Genomic DNA, 12,046 nt, shown 5'->3' with positions numbered 1-12,046 from the left:
GAAAAATGGGAATTCGTAAGTACAAGCCAACTACCCCGGGCCTTCGCGGCTCGTCGGTAGCTGACTTCGCAGAAATCACCCGATCGACTCCGGAAAAGTCGCTGGTTCGCCCGCTCACCAAGAGCGGCGGCCGTAACAACTCCGGTAAGATCACCACCCGACACAAGGGTGGCGGACACAAGCGTGCCTACCGCGTGATCGACTTCCGTCGTCACGACAAGGACGGCGTTCCGGCAACCGTTGCTCACATCGAGTACGACCCGAACCGCACCGCGCGTATCGCTTTGCTCCACTACATTGATGGAACCAAGCGCTACATCGTTGCTCCGAACAAGCTCCAGCAGGGCGACCAGGTTGAGGCCGGTCCAAACGCGGATATCAAGCCAGGTAACAACCTGCCGCTTCGCAATATCCCGGTTGGTTCCGTAATCCACGCGGTCGAGTTGCGTCCCGGCGGCGGTGCCAAGATGGCACGTTCCGCAGGCGCTTCGATCCAGCTGGTGGCTCGTGAGGGCCGCTTCGCTCAGCTGCGTTTGCCTTCGGGTGAAATCCGCAACGTTGATGTGCGCTGCCGCGCAACCATCGGCGAAGTTGGCAATGCCGAGCAGATCAACATCAACTGGGGCAAGGCCGGCCGCATGCGCTGGAAGGGCGTTCGCCCAACCGTGCGTGGTGTCGCCATGAACCCGATCGATCACCCACACGGTGGTGGTGAAGGTAAGACCTCCGGTGGTCGTCACCCGGTCAACCCTAATGGTAAGCGTGAAGGACGCACTCGTCGTCCGAACAAGGACAGCGACAAGCTTATCGTGCGTCGCCGTCGTACCGGCAAGAACAAGCGATAGGAGCCTGGAAACATGCCACGCAGCCTGAAGAAAGGCCCCTTCGTCGATCAGCACCTCTTCCTTAAGGTCGAAGCTGAAAACGAAAAGGGCACCAAGAACGTCATCAAGACGTGGTCCCGCCGTTCGATGATTATCCCGGACATGCTGGGACACACCATCGCCGTGCACGACGGTCGTAAGCACATTCCAGTGTTTGTCACCGAATCAATGGTTGGCCACAAGCTCGGAGAGTTTGCAGCCACCCGCACGTTCCGTGGCCACGTAAAGGACGACAAGAAGGGCAAGCGTCGCTAGGTCCCGTTAGGGATCTAGAGATGCTTACCCCTCTTCGAGAGACGAGAGAAGGAAAGCAATGGAAGCCAAGGCAATTGCGCGCCATATTCGCGTGACGCCTATGAAGGCCCGGCGCGTCGTCAACCTTGTTCGTGGTCTACAGACCAACGAAGCGCTGGCTATCCTGAAGTTTGCCCCACAGGCAGCTTCGGAGCCAGTGTACAAGGTTGTTGCATCGGCAGTGGCTAACGCCCGTGCCGCTGCAGACCGTGCAGGTGAAGCATTCAATGAGGACGAGCTGATCATCAGCGAAGCGTTTGTTGACGAAGGTCCGACCATGAAGCGGTTCCAGCCGCGAGCTCAGGGTCGCGCATTCCAGATCAAGAAGCGCACCAGCCACGTCACCGTGGTTGTTTCAACCCCGGAGAAGGGTGGGGAGAACTAAATGGGACAGAAGGTAAACCCGAACGGTTTCCGTCTCGGCATCACCACTGACCACGTTTCGCACTGGTTCGCCGATAGCAGCAAGCCAGGACAGCGCTACGCAGATTACGTAAAAGAAGACGTAAAGATCCGCGCATTGCTGTCCACCGGAATGGATCGTGCAGGCATCGCCCGCGTCGAGATCGAGCGCACTCGTGACCGTGTTCGTGTGGATATCCACACCGCACGTCCGGGCATCGTGATCGGCCGCCGCGGCGCCGAAGCAGATCGCATCCGTGGCGCACTGGAGAAGATGACGGCTAAGCAGGTTCAGCTGAACATCCTCGAGGTCAAGAACCCTGACATGGAGGCCCAGTTGGTCGCCCAGGGCATCGCCGAGCAGCTTGCTTCGCGTGTGGCTTTCCGCCGCGCGATGAAGAAGGCAATGCAGTCGGCAATGCGCGCTGGTGCCAAGGGCATCCGCGTTCAGTGCTCCGGTCGTCTTGGCGGTGCAGAAATGTCCCGCAAGGAGTTCTACCGCGAAGGTCGTGTGCCGCTGCACACCCTGCGTGCGAACATCGACTTCGGCAAGTTCGAAGCCAAGACCACCTTCGGCCGTATCGGCGTGAAGGTCTGGATCTACAAGGGCGACGTAACCGCCAAGGAACTTGCTGCACAGCAGGCCGCAGCAGCTCCGGCTCGCGGTGGCCGCGGCGGTGGCAACGATCGTCCACGTGGTGGAGAGCGTCGTCGTCGTCCAGAGCGTAAGGGCGCTGCAGCTCCGGCTGCGGAAGGAGGACAGGCTTAAATGCTTATCCCACGTCGAGTGAAGTTCCGTAAGCAGCACCACCCGAAGCGCTCCGGCGCTGCCAAGGGCGGAACCACTGTTGCTTTCGGTGAATACGGCATTCAGGCTCTTACTCCTGCTTACGTGACGAACCGTCAGATCGAGGCAGCTCGTATCGCGATGACCCGTCACATCAAGCGTGGCGGTAAGGTCTGGATCAACATTTACCCAGACCGTCCACTGACCAAGAAGCCAGCCGAAACCCGCATGGGTTCCGGTAAGGGTTCCCCGGAGTGGTGGGTTGCAAACGTAAAGCCAGGACGCATCTTGTTCGAACTTGATGGCGTTTCAGAAGAGGTAGCTAAGGAAGCATTGCGTCTCGCAATCCACAAGCTGCCATTGAAGGCACGCATCGTGCGTCGTGAGGGTGGTGAATAGGGATGACTATTGGTTCTAAGGATCTAAGCGTCGACTCCCTGGACGGCTTCGATAATACTCGTTTGAACGAGGAATTGAAGAAGGCCAAGGCAGAACTGTTCAACCTGCGTTTCCAGTCGGCTACCGGCCAGCTTGAAACCCACGGCAACCTGAAGGCTATCAAGCGCGACATCGCACGCATCTACACCGTAATGCGTGAGCGCGAGCTGGGTCTTCGTAAGGAAGTTGTTGTCCCGGTTGAAGAGACCAAGAAGGGCAAGGAAACCAAGTAATGAGCGAGAAGGATAACGTCGTGGACGCAGCTGTAGAGCGCAACGACCGCAAGACCCTCCGTGGTTACGTGGTTTCCGACAAGATGCAGAAGACCATCGTCGTTGACGTTGAGGACCGTGTTAAGCACGCCCTTTACGGCAAGGTCATGCGTCGCAACAAGAACGTGAAGGCTCACGACGAGAACAACGAAGCCGGCATTGGCGACTTGGTTGTAATCGCAGAGACTCGCCCATTGTCAGCAGACAAGAACTGGCGTCTCGTTGAGATCGTTGAGAAGGCTAAGTAAGCTTTCTCGGTGATTTCACGGATTACGTGAATAACTGAAAACGCCCCGGAGCACTGCGCAAGCGGCCCGGGGCGTTTTTTGTGCCCCCGGGTTGCGACTGCAGCAGAGTGCGTTATAACGGACTGCAGCTTGGTGCGAAGATTCCGCATTCACGTACTGGGGCCCATATCGATGTTCGCGGCAGACCGGCTGGTAGGGGACTACGGTGCTGATCAGTGCGTAATGACATCAATGAGGAGTTGATACATGCTCCCCGCCGCGGTAGACATGGAACATGTCAGATCGATCACCAAACTTTTCTTCGCAGATATTGGCAACTCGTGGCGTCAACGGACACCGCCAGTACCGCATCCCGGCTCTGGCCGTCACGACCGCTGGAACCGTACTCGCAGCCTACGATGGCCGCCCAAATCTTGACGATCTGCCAAACACTATCGATCTGCTACTTCGGCGAAGTACGGACCATGGCCTTTCGTGGGGCGCACAGCTGAATATCCGTACCGGCACCGGCCTGCAAGGCTTTGGCGACCCCAGCCTGATAGTAGATCAGCAGACCTCACGTATATTCTGTTTCCACGCTGCGGGCACTCATGCTGGCTTCTTTGAGTCCGTTGAAGGCATCGAGCCCGAGGATGCGGTGCAACATGTGGATCTCGCCTATTCGGATGATGACGGATTGAGCTGGCGATACCGCAGGATCACAGAACAGCTCAAACGCCCGGGGATCACTGGGATTTTTGCTGCCGCCGGTGCTGGCATTCAACTGACCCAAGGTCGCTTTGCCGGCCGATTGGTGCAGCAGATGGTGCTGCTTGAAAACGGCGTCATCAAAGCCGCCTCGGCCTATTCCGATGATCACGGGGAGACTTGGACGCTTGGCGAGTCTACGGCGGAGGAGGCCAATGAGAATAAGGTAGTCGAGCTTTCGGATGGTCGAGTCTTGCTGAACTCACGCGCACCAGGTCATCGGGTCCAAGCCGTATCCAGCGATGGTGGACACAGCTACGGGCCGCTAATTCCGGCCCCTTCACTGCCGGATCCTGGTGACAACGGCAGCATATTTTCTATCGAGAATGACAAGCCGAGACCTATCTTGTTGGCCACGAATAACCGCGATAGCTCACTTCGCCGCAACACCGTTCTGAGCGTGTCATTTGATGCAGGCACTCAATGGCAACCGGTCGCCTCAATATGTCCCGGAAGTTCTGCGTACTCCACGGGAACGCGTCTGGCAGATGGGGCACTCGGAGTTCTACTGGAGGACAATGGGTACACAAATATTGTTTTTGCGCGACTGGAATCGGCCGCGCTCAGCGAAAGCGCACTTCGTCGGGCCGCCGACACGTAAACGGATCTAGAAACGGGCCCATTCAACATGGTGCTGCGTTCTATAACTCCCGGGCAACCAGAAAAGTGGGTCAATGTCGGTGAATTCCATGTCATATCCGCCAATGCCGGTGAATGGGGGCATCATGCATGGAAAGAAGTTGGGCAGGGATACGCTGGCGGTGACCAGATCCTAGGTACGCGCGAAGCGCAGGAAGCCAACTACGGGGCGCCAAAGCAGGGTCTCCGGGCCGGCGATTTCCTCGCTTTTACGGGACGTTTTTCCAATGAAGGAAAGACTTCGCTCAAAGTTGCGCTGAATGGGAACTTTGATGGGGATCTCAACCAGCAGTTCCCTGAAGCAGTCGTGCCTCCGGGGAAGGCCATCAACTTTTTCACACCGACCTATACCCTCACATCCGCTGACATCGAGCGCGGATCGGCTGAGGTGCGTTGTTCACTCGATGCTGGTGATGATTCGTGGCACAACAACTTTGTCGCTGATACCGCTACCGGCATTATCCATCCGGCTCCCGCGTAAACGGTTTCACCGAACTTCGTAAGAACTGTTCAGCAGGCGTTCCCAGTCAGCTGCCATCCCAATCTCGGCGGCAACACCCCCGGACTATTGGATAAGCAGGGGGCAAGGCACCATGCCGAGATTGGTCGGACGACGGCTCCTATGTTCCTCGGTGTTAATGAGTTGTCAACAACATAACGGGAGAACGGTAAAACCAGAGCTCTTGAAGTAGCGGCGCAGCGCTGTCAGCATAGGGCATGGCTTCTATCAAATTCATCCGGCCCGCGGGCCTTGTCCACTCGCCCGCATTCAGCCACGTGGCGGTGGTGCCGCCAGGGGCGCGAATGGTTTACGTGGGCGGGCAAAACTCGGTCGACGAGCGCGGGACGCTCATCGGTGCCGAGGACGTGGCGGTACAGGCCGCTCGGGCGTTGCACAACGCACGCATCGCTCTGAACGCCGTCGGCGCGGATCTGGCCGATGTGATCTCCTGGAACGTCCAACTCGCCGAGGGCGTCGACGTATCCCGCGCCTACGGGGCTATCGCCGGCGAACTGAGCTCCGCGAATCCGCCGCTGGTGACCGCGAGCCTCGTCGCAGGCTTGGGCGTGCAGGGCGCACTCGTCGAAATCAGTGCGGTGGCCGCGCTGTTTGACTAGGCTCGCGAAAGACCGTGTCTGCTGCTTTCGAATTTGCGCGGTAGGCGCTCGGGGTGAAACCGAGTACCTGGCGAAAATCGGTGGTCAGATGCGCATGGTCCGCGTACTCCAACTCGGCGGCAATCTGGGCGATCGTTGTTTCAGGGCTTTCACGCAGCCGCTGTGCGGCTTCTTGCAGACGGTATCGGCGGATGATGGTCAACGGTGCGAGCCCCACGTAATCATTTGCCAGGCGCTGGACGCTGCGCACCGATATCCCCATGGCCTGTGCCAGCTGGGGGACATTGATCATTTCCCTCTGCCCGGCGGCCAGCTCAAGCATGCGATTCGCCAGAAGCCCTTGGACCGAAGCACGCGGGATCTTCGCTTCGAGCCAGGCCGCGAAGAGCCTGATCGCCGATTCGATGGTTTCCCTGTTCACCGGGCCGGCCAGCAATGCGCAGATCGGTTCGTGCGGTGTCGGTCCCGGGATGCGCATCTCGGCTCCGAGCAAGCTGCGCGGATCAAGGCCGAAGGCCGGGGTGGACGCGGGCAGGAGCATGGCCGCGAGGACCCAGCCGGTTCCGCTCAAATCACGATGCGAGGCACCGGAAGCAACGCCGGAGAGCGTCACGCCCTGGCGTTGAATATCCACATTCATGCAGGGGAACGGAAGCAATTCTTGGCGCGAGGAACGGCCTGGGGCAATATCCCAGCGAGCCAGCCAGAACCAGCCCACGCGGTCACGCAACTCTTCGGGAGCCGGCACTCGCATGAAGTCTGGCAACTTCGCGGGGTAGAGCACGCCACGACGTTCGGCCGAGCTGTCCATGACTGTTCACCTCCACGATTGGCGCGAATCTACAAGTCCCAGCGTGCCACAAGCTCCTAGGGTGAAGGTATGGAATATCGAGAAGAAAACAAAATGGGTGTGACCGGGCAGCACACCGTCGCAGGGATCCCTCGCGGATCCACATCGTTGACTCCGTTTTTGGCGATCCGGAATGCGGCTGGGGCCGTGGAGTTCTACCGTGAGGTCTTTGACGCCAGAGTCGTGGACTCCACCGAGATCGGGGGAGTGCTGGTCCACGCAGACCTGGACTTTGGCAACGGTAAACTGCAGTTGGGAGAGCCGAGCCCCGACTACGGACTCGTTGCACCACCCGCGCAACCCGAAGCCTGCTACTCCATGGGCCTGTACTGCCCGAACGTCGATGAGCTAGTGGCAAAGGCCGAGGCGGCGGGAGCCGCAATCCGCGAGCCGGTGGCAACCTTCGTGTCCGGTGATCGTTTTGCCTCGATCATCGATCCCTTTGGAGTACGCTGGTCGCTGATGTCCAGGGTGGAGGATCTCTCCGAAGCGCAGAGCAAGGAGCGCGTAGCCCGGTGGGCGGCGGAGCAGCAGGCCTGAGCTGCGCTTGGTCCGCGTGCTTGTGCATCGACTTCACCCTTGTGCGGATAGTTCGGAGAATCCTCGTTCAAATGCGGAGTGCAGCATCCAGCGGGGCCAAGGCAATTCGGCCGCGGCTAGTGCTTCATCAATGCTGCGCCCGGCGTTCCATGCGCTTCGAACCGCATGAGCCACAGCGTGGAGTTCTGAGGCCTGCGTGTTGGCAAATTGGAGATCCACGGTCCGCCCGTGCCCCGGAACGATCACATCCGCTGGCCCGATTCCAGTCAGCAGCGTGCGCAAGGATTCGGGCCAGTCAAGCGGCCAGCTTCCCGAACCGAACATGGGAGGCCCGGATTCTTCGATCACATCCCCAAGCATCCATACTCGGGCGTCGGGAACGAAGACCGCAAGATCTGTGTCCGTGTGTCCACGCGATACGGGCAAACAGGCAATCTCGCGTCCACCAGCGGTCAGCGTCGCCGCTTGTTCCACAAGCACGGACGGGTGCACCAAGGCGACCTGGTCCCATGCTTTGTCTGTTTCTCGGCTGGGATCCTTGCGCCATGCCTTCAAACGTGGTGCTTCAAAGGAATCGAAGTGGGCAGGGATCCGCTGGTGGCCGATAATCGGAACGCCCAATTGGGCAAATACGGAATTACCAAAGCAATGATCGTAGTGCGCGTGGGTATTGATCGCGCCCACGATTGGTTTGCCGAAGCGTTGCCTCAGCTCATCGACTATTGCCCTGGCTTCACTGGGTGAACCGCCGGTGTCAACGACGGTCGTGCCGCTAGGCCCGAGGATCGCGGCAATGTTGACGCTATCTGCGCCAAAAGATTTCACGAATACGTCGTTTGCGACCTCAACCCAAGACATGACCACAACGGTACAGCCGTCGGTGGTCAAAATGGCGGATCAGCCGACAGCAATGGGCCTGGGCCATCGGCATCAGCACAAATTCCAGGGTCATCTCGGCTGTGTCCGGGAGCGCAGAGTGCTCCACGAGCAGCGCGCCTAGGCAACCGTCGCAGGGGAGCGCTGCATCCGTGCAGTGCGGGTTATGGCAGTCAACTAATCGCCGCAACACTCACCGTTCGTCCTACCCGGAGAAGTTTGGCCCCCACCGGCGGCTCCAACGGCCAGATCCGCCACGAGAATCCCTGCGAGTTGTGCAACGCTACCGGCTGGGCCATGGAATAAATACCGCGAGCCGTGGGGCTGATTCCTGCTAAACATCCCGACAGGATAAGCTCCCGGTATGCCTACAATTGATCTGCAAAAACGGAAAAAGACCTTGTGGATCCCAGTCGTGCTGATGTCACTGCTGATTGCGGGGCTCGCGCATGTACCGTGGCTCGCCGGGGGAGTGCTTCCCAAGGTGCAGGCGGCCTCGCTGTGGCTTCTGCTCATCCCATTTGCTGCGCTGGTCTATGCCTGCTGGCGGCGCAAATTGCTTCCGGGAGCGGTGCTGCTTTTGGTGCTCATCTTCGGATTGCAGCCTTACCTGCAGTTCAATCCGCCGGCCGGCACAGAACCTGGACCGGCGCTGAAGGTATTTTCGTTTAATACCTATAAGGCCCAGGCAGATCCCGCCGAGCTGGCGCGAGAGATCAGCAGCGAAGATCCAGATGTGCTTGTTTTGGTGGAGACCAGTGAGCCGTTGCATGAATCGCTCGCGGCCCGCGGGGCCATGACCGAATATCTCTACCGGACAGCTCCGGCGCCGGAAGATGGAAACCGGGACACAGTCATCTTTTCAAAACTCCCGTTGACCCAGACCGAGACGGAGCTGAGTACCGAAGAGACCGGGTGGTTCAGCATGCCCACGGTGCTGATCGAGGTTCAGGGACAGCAGGTGCCCTTGGCCGCAGTGCATGTGTATCCGCCATTGGGCAATGCGGAAACCTGGGAGCAGGGGCTTGGCAGCGTGGAGAAGTGGATCGAAACGCATGGTGAAAACCCGGTGATTTTGGCGGGCGACTTCAATGCCACGCGCGGCCATCCGCAATACCGCCGCGCGGTGCAGGGGCTAGATGAAGCTTCGGGGTTTGTTCCTGCGGCGACTTGGCCGGCCACGCGACTGCCGAGTCCAGTCATAGAGATTGATCACATCATTTCTCGTGGGTTTACGGTCTCGGAGACGAAATCCATTCGGTTGCCCGGCTCGGATCATTTGGCGCTCAGCGCAACTTTGCATCTGCAGCCGCCAGCAAGCCCGTAAAGCCGGGAGCAATCCGGGCCGCGGGTGTGACCAAGAACGCTAGCTTTCCTATTACCACACCATTTCTAAATGGCGTGAATCTAGGCTAGACTTAAGGTTCTGTGCGCATTTCATTCGAGGACTATCCACCTTCGGTGCGATGCAGTGCGGCCTGACACCGTCGGGTTGCGCAGTACAGCCTCGATATTTTACGCCTCGGCCCTGCCAGCAATTGGGATCAGCATTCGGTGCGCCCGCGCCGGTGGGGGTAAGCGATCGTATCGTGGAGACCATATCCGTTCCGCAAGGCTCCCAGAGAGAACCAGCGAGACGACAGGAGTAAGAAGTGATTCAGAAAGAGTCGCGACTAAAAGTTGCCGATAACACTGGTGCTAAGGAAATCCTTACCATCAACGTGCTCGGTGGCTCGAAGCGTCGCTACGCAAGCATTGGCGACACTATTGTCGCTACCGTCAAGGATGCAATTCCAGGCGGCAACGTGAAGAAGGGCGACGTCGTCAAGGCTGTCGTTGTTCGCACCAAGAAGGAAATCCGTCGTGCAGACGGTTCCTACATCAAGTTCGACGAGAACGCTGCTGTGATCTTGAAGAACGAAGGTGAGCCCCGCGGAACCCGTATTTTCGGTCCAGTGGGTCGCGAACTTCGTGACAAGAAGTTCATGAAGATCGTTTCGTTGGCTCCGGAGGTGCTGTAAGCATGGGTGCAAAGATCAAAAAGGGTGATCTGGTTCAGATCATCTCAGGCAAAGAGCGTGGCAAGCAGGGCAAGGTCCTGACTGTCATCACCGCCACTTCGCGCGTTCTGGTTGAGGGCGTTAACCGCGTCACCAAGCACACCAAGGCTGGACAGTCCGAAAACGGAACCACGTCCGGTGGCATCGAGGTTGTCGAGGCTCCAGTGCACGTTTCCAACGTTGCAGTGGTTGACCCAGAGACCAAGAAGCCAACCCGCGTTGGTTTCCGCGAGGAAACCGTCGAGAAGAACGGTGTGTCCAAGACTGTGCGCGTCCGTTACGCCAAGGCTTCCGGAAAGGATCTGTAATGACTGAGACAGCCACCAAGATCCAGCCACGTCTGAAGGCAAAGTACGCCGCAGACATCCGCCCTGCATTGCAGGAGCAGTTCAGCTACGTCAACCCGATGCAGGTACCAACCCTGACCAAGGTCGTCGTGAACATGGGTGTCGGCGAGGCCGCTAAGGACTCGAAGCTCATCGAAGGCGCCGTGCGCGATCTGACCGCAATTACCGGTCAGAAGCCAGTGGTCACCAAGGCTCGCAAGTCGATCGCACAGTTCAAGCTGCGCGAAGGCATGCCGATTGGTACCCACACCACCTTGCGTAACGATCGCATGTGGGAATTCGTCGATCGCTTGATCACCTTGGCACTGCCTCGTATCCGCGACTTCCGCGGTCTGAGCGACCGCCAGTTTGATGGCAATGGCAACTACACTTTCGGTCTGACCGAACAGTCGATGTTCCACGAAATCAACCAGGACAAGATCGATCGCGTGCGCGGTATGGACATCACTGTGGTGACCACCGCCAAGACTGACGATGAAGGCCGTGCCTTGCTCAAGGCTCTGGGCTTCCCGTTCAAGACCAACAACTAAACTCGCTACGTTACAGGTCCCTAGCGGAAACCGTAACGAGGAAGGGCTGAAGCCCACATGTCTATGACAGATCCAGTCGCAGATATGCTGACTCGACTGCGCAACGCCAACTCGGCACACCACGACTCCGTGTCGATGCCGTCGAGCAAGCTCAAAGTGCGCATTGCCAACATCTTGAAGGATCAGGGCTACATTGCCTCCTTCGAGGAAGAAGCAGCAGAAGTCGGCAAGACGCTGACCATCACCCTGAAGTACGGCCCATCGCGTGAGCGTTCAATCGCTGGCGTACGCCGTATCTCCAAGCCAGGCTTGCGTGTATACGCAAAGTCCACCAACCTGCCTCACGTGCTCGGTGGTCTTGGTATCGCAATCCTGTCCACCTCCTCCGGTCTGCTTACTGACCGTCAGGCTGCAAAGAAGGGCGTAGGTGGGGAAGTCCTCGCCTACGTCTGGTAACGGGAAGGGAGAAACATACAATGTCACGTATTGGACGTCTTCCGATCACCGTCCCGGCAAACGTTGAGCTGAATGTGGATGGCCAGCAGGTCACCGCAAAGGGCCCGAAGGGTGAGCTTTCGGTCACCATCTCGGCTCCTATCACCGTTGCCAAGGATGAGAACACCGTTACCGTATCCCGCCCGAACGATTCGCGCGATGCGCGTTCGTTGCACGGCTTGAGCCGCACCCTGATCAATAACCTGATCATCGGTGTGACCGACGGATACGAAAAGAAGCTGGAAATCCACGGTACCGGTTACCGTGTTGTCGCTAAGGGCGCCGGCCTGGAGTTCGCTCTCGGCTACTCGCACCCAGTTAGCGTCACGGCTCCTGACGGCATCACCTTTACCGTCGAGGGCAACAACAAAATCACCATCGCTGGTATTGACAAGCAGCACGTCGGTGAAGTTGCCGCTAACATCCGCAAGCTGCGCAAGACCGAGCCTTACAAGGGCAAGGGCATTCGCTACGCTGGCGAGATCATCCGCCGCAAGGTCGGAAAGGCTGGTAAATAA

Annotated in this window: 19 protein-coding genes; 17 read left to right on the top strand and 2 right to left on the bottom strand. The window is 58.6% G+C overall.

Annotated features, from left to right (window positions below; all coding sequences use genetic code 11):
• The first annotated feature begins 5 nt into the window (after positions 1-5).
• The 10 genes from rplB to CIK76_RS03940 all read left to right on the top strand — a co-directional run bounded on the left by rplB (position 6) and on the right by CIK76_RS03940 (position 5,830).
• A complete protein-coding gene (gene rplB, locus CIK76_RS03985) occupies positions 6-845 on the top strand; it encodes a 50S ribosomal protein L2 (RefSeq protein WP_096283685.1) in 840 nt (279 codons plus the stop codon).
• A 12-nt stretch (positions 846-857) separates the two neighbouring features.
• Positions 858-1,139 (top strand): 30S ribosomal protein S19, encoded by a 282-nt coding sequence (gene rpsS, locus CIK76_RS03980; RefSeq protein ID WP_096283683.1) that lies wholly within the window; start codon positions 858-860, stop codon positions 1,137-1,139.
• A 58-nt stretch (positions 1,140-1,197) separates the two neighbouring features.
• A complete protein-coding gene (gene rplV, locus CIK76_RS03975; RefSeq protein ID WP_096256898.1) occupies positions 1,198-1,563 on the top strand; it encodes a 50S ribosomal protein L22 in 366 nt (121 codons plus the stop codon).
• Positions 1,564-2,349 (top strand): 30S ribosomal protein S3, encoded by a 786-nt coding sequence (gene rpsC, locus CIK76_RS03970; protein WP_096283680.1) that lies wholly within the window; start codon positions 1,564-1,566, stop codon positions 2,347-2,349.
• Positions 2,350-2,766 carry a 50S ribosomal protein L16 gene (gene rplP / locus CIK76_RS03965; RefSeq protein WP_096283678.1) on the top strand — a complete coding sequence of 139 codons (417 nt, stop codon included), beginning with the start codon at positions 2,350-2,352 and terminating at the stop codon, positions 2,764-2,766.
• A gap of 2 nt (positions 2,767-2,768) precedes the next feature.
• Complete coding sequence (gene rpmC / locus CIK76_RS03960) at positions 2,769-3,038, top strand: 50S ribosomal protein L29 (RefSeq protein ID WP_096283676.1); 270 nt, start codon at positions 2,769-2,771, stop codon at positions 3,036-3,038.
• Positions 3,038-3,325: a 30S ribosomal protein S17 gene (gene rpsQ / locus CIK76_RS03955; protein ID WP_096256894.1), complete on the top strand. Its 288-nt coding sequence runs from the start codon at positions 3,038-3,040 to the stop codon at positions 3,323-3,325. The genes rpmC and rpsQ overlap by 1 nt, the downstream gene beginning before the upstream one ends.
• A gap of 274 nt (positions 3,326-3,599) precedes the next feature.
• Positions 3,600-4,673, top strand: a complete 1,074-nt coding sequence (locus tag CIK76_RS03950; protein WP_096283674.1) for a sialidase family protein — start codon at positions 3,600-3,602, stop codon at positions 4,671-4,673.
• A gap of 27 nt (positions 4,674-4,700) precedes the next feature.
• Positions 4,701-5,192 (top strand): hypothetical protein, encoded by a 492-nt coding sequence (locus tag CIK76_RS03945; protein WP_096283672.1) that lies wholly within the window; start codon positions 4,701-4,703, stop codon positions 5,190-5,192.
• 236 nt (positions 5,193-5,428) lie between these two features.
• The gene (locus tag CIK76_RS03940; RefSeq protein WP_096283670.1) at positions 5,429-5,830 is read left to right on the top strand and encodes a RidA family protein; all 402 of its coding nucleotides are present in this window, start codon (positions 5,429-5,431) and stop codon (positions 5,828-5,830) included.
• Here the strand turns inward: CIK76_RS03940 and CIK76_RS03935 are convergent.
• Positions 5,802-6,641: a helix-turn-helix transcriptional regulator gene (locus CIK76_RS03935; protein WP_096283668.1), complete on the bottom strand. Its 840-nt coding sequence runs from the start codon at positions 6,639-6,641 to the stop codon at positions 5,802-5,804. The two genes, CIK76_RS03940 and CIK76_RS03935, sit on opposite strands and share 29 nt — an antisense overlap.
• A gap of 69 nt (positions 6,642-6,710) precedes the next feature.
• Between CIK76_RS03935 and CIK76_RS03930 the strand changes: the two genes are divergently transcribed.
• The gene (locus tag CIK76_RS03930; RefSeq protein WP_096283666.1) at positions 6,711-7,220 is read left to right on the top strand and encodes a VOC family protein; all 510 of its coding nucleotides are present in this window, start codon (positions 6,711-6,713) and stop codon (positions 7,218-7,220) included.
• 33 nt (positions 7,221-7,253) lie between these two features.
• Here the strand turns inward: CIK76_RS03930 and CIK76_RS03925 are convergent, their stop codons facing one another.
• On the bottom strand, positions 7,254-8,078 hold the full coding sequence (locus tag CIK76_RS03925) for an MBL fold metallo-hydrolase (protein ID WP_096283664.1): 825 nt from the start codon (positions 8,076-8,078) through the stop codon (positions 7,254-7,256).
• A 382-nt stretch (positions 8,079-8,460) separates the two neighbouring features.
• Between CIK76_RS03925 and CIK76_RS03920 the strand changes: the two genes are divergently transcribed.
• The 6 genes from CIK76_RS03920 (at position 8,461) to rplF (ending at position 12,046) form a co-directional block, all read left to right on the top strand.
• Entirely contained in the window at positions 8,461-9,423 is a 963-nt protein-coding gene (locus CIK76_RS03920; RefSeq protein ID WP_096283662.1) for an endonuclease/exonuclease/phosphatase family protein, read from the top strand.
• A 325-nt stretch (positions 9,424-9,748) separates the two neighbouring features.
• A complete protein-coding gene (gene rplN / locus CIK76_RS03915) occupies positions 9,749-10,117 on the top strand; it encodes a 50S ribosomal protein L14 (protein WP_096283660.1) in 369 nt (122 codons plus the stop codon).
• A gap of 2 nt (positions 10,118-10,119) precedes the next feature.
• Complete coding sequence (gene rplX, locus CIK76_RS03910; RefSeq protein WP_096256888.1) at positions 10,120-10,464, top strand: 50S ribosomal protein L24; 345 nt, start codon at positions 10,120-10,122, stop codon at positions 10,462-10,464.
• Complete coding sequence (rplE, locus tag CIK76_RS03905) at positions 10,464-11,033, top strand: 50S ribosomal protein L5 (protein ID WP_096283658.1); 570 nt, start codon at positions 10,464-10,466, stop codon at positions 11,031-11,033. Before rplX ends, rplE begins: the two co-directional genes overlap by 1 nt.
• Positions 11,034-11,090: 57 nt before the next feature.
• A complete protein-coding gene (rpsH, locus tag CIK76_RS03900; RefSeq protein ID WP_096283656.1) occupies positions 11,091-11,489 on the top strand; it encodes a 30S ribosomal protein S8 in 399 nt (132 codons plus the stop codon).
• Between the two features lie 20 nt (positions 11,490-11,509).
• Complete coding sequence (gene rplF / locus CIK76_RS03895; RefSeq protein WP_096283654.1) at positions 11,510-12,046, top strand: 50S ribosomal protein L6; 537 nt, start codon at positions 11,510-11,512, stop codon at positions 12,044-12,046.

The sequence above is a fragment of the Glutamicibacter sp. BW80 genome (genome assembly GCF_002332385.1).
In the GTDB taxonomy this organism is placed as follows: Bacteria; Actinomycetota; Actinomycetes; order Actinomycetales; family Micrococcaceae; genus Glutamicibacter.
This window is presented reverse-complemented; position numbering and strand designations above follow the sequence as displayed.

Coding starts and splice junctions, on each gene's coding strand:
- CIK76_RS03945 (WP_096283672.1), top strand. CDS start 4,701: ATGGTGCTGCGTTCTATAACTCCCGGGCAACCAGAAAAGTGGGTCAAT.
- rplF (WP_096283654.1), top strand. CDS start 11,510: ATGTCACGTATTGGACGTCTTCCGATCACCGTCCCGGCAAACGTTGAG.
- rplX (WP_096256888.1), top strand. CDS start 10,120: ATGGGTGCAAAGATCAAAAAGGGTGATCTGGTTCAGATCATCTCAGGC.
- rplP (WP_096283678.1), top strand. CDS start 2,350: ATGCTTATCCCACGTCGAGTGAAGTTCCGTAAGCAGCACCACCCGAAG.
- rplV (WP_096256898.1), top strand. CDS start 1,198: ATGGAAGCCAAGGCAATTGCGCGCCATATTCGCGTGACGCCTATGAAG.
- rpmC (WP_096283676.1), top strand. CDS start 2,769: ATGACTATTGGTTCTAAGGATCTAAGCGTCGACTCCCTGGACGGCTTC.
- CIK76_RS03925 (WP_096283664.1), bottom strand. CDS start 8,078: ATGTCTTGGGTTGAGGTCGCAAACGACGTATTCGTGAAATCTTTTGGC.
- rpsH (WP_096283656.1), top strand. CDS start 11,091: ATGTCTATGACAGATCCAGTCGCAGATATGCTGACTCGACTGCGCAAC.
- CIK76_RS03930 (WP_096283666.1), top strand. CDS start 6,711: ATGGAATATCGAGAAGAAAACAAAATGGGTGTGACCGGGCAGCACACC.
- rpsC (WP_096283680.1), top strand. CDS start 1,564: ATGGGACAGAAGGTAAACCCGAACGGTTTCCGTCTCGGCATCACCACT.
- CIK76_RS03935 (WP_096283668.1), bottom strand. CDS start 6,641: ATGGACAGCTCGGCCGAACGTCGTGGCGTGCTCTACCCCGCGAAGTTG.
- CIK76_RS03950 (WP_096283674.1), top strand. CDS start 3,600: ATGTCAGATCGATCACCAAACTTTTCTTCGCAGATATTGGCAACTCGT.
- rplE (WP_096283658.1), top strand. CDS start 10,464: ATGACTGAGACAGCCACCAAGATCCAGCCACGTCTGAAGGCAAAGTAC.
- CIK76_RS03940 (WP_096283670.1), top strand. CDS start 5,429: ATGGCTTCTATCAAATTCATCCGGCCCGCGGGCCTTGTCCACTCGCCC.
- rplB (WP_096283685.1), top strand. CDS start 6: ATGGGAATTCGTAAGTACAAGCCAACTACCCCGGGCCTTCGCGGCTCG.
- CIK76_RS03920 (WP_096283662.1), top strand. CDS start 8,461: ATGCCTACAATTGATCTGCAAAAACGGAAAAAGACCTTGTGGATCCCA.
- rpsQ (WP_096256894.1), top strand. CDS start 3,038: ATGAGCGAGAAGGATAACGTCGTGGACGCAGCTGTAGAGCGCAACGAC.
- rpsS (WP_096283683.1), top strand. CDS start 858: ATGCCACGCAGCCTGAAGAAAGGCCCCTTCGTCGATCAGCACCTCTTC.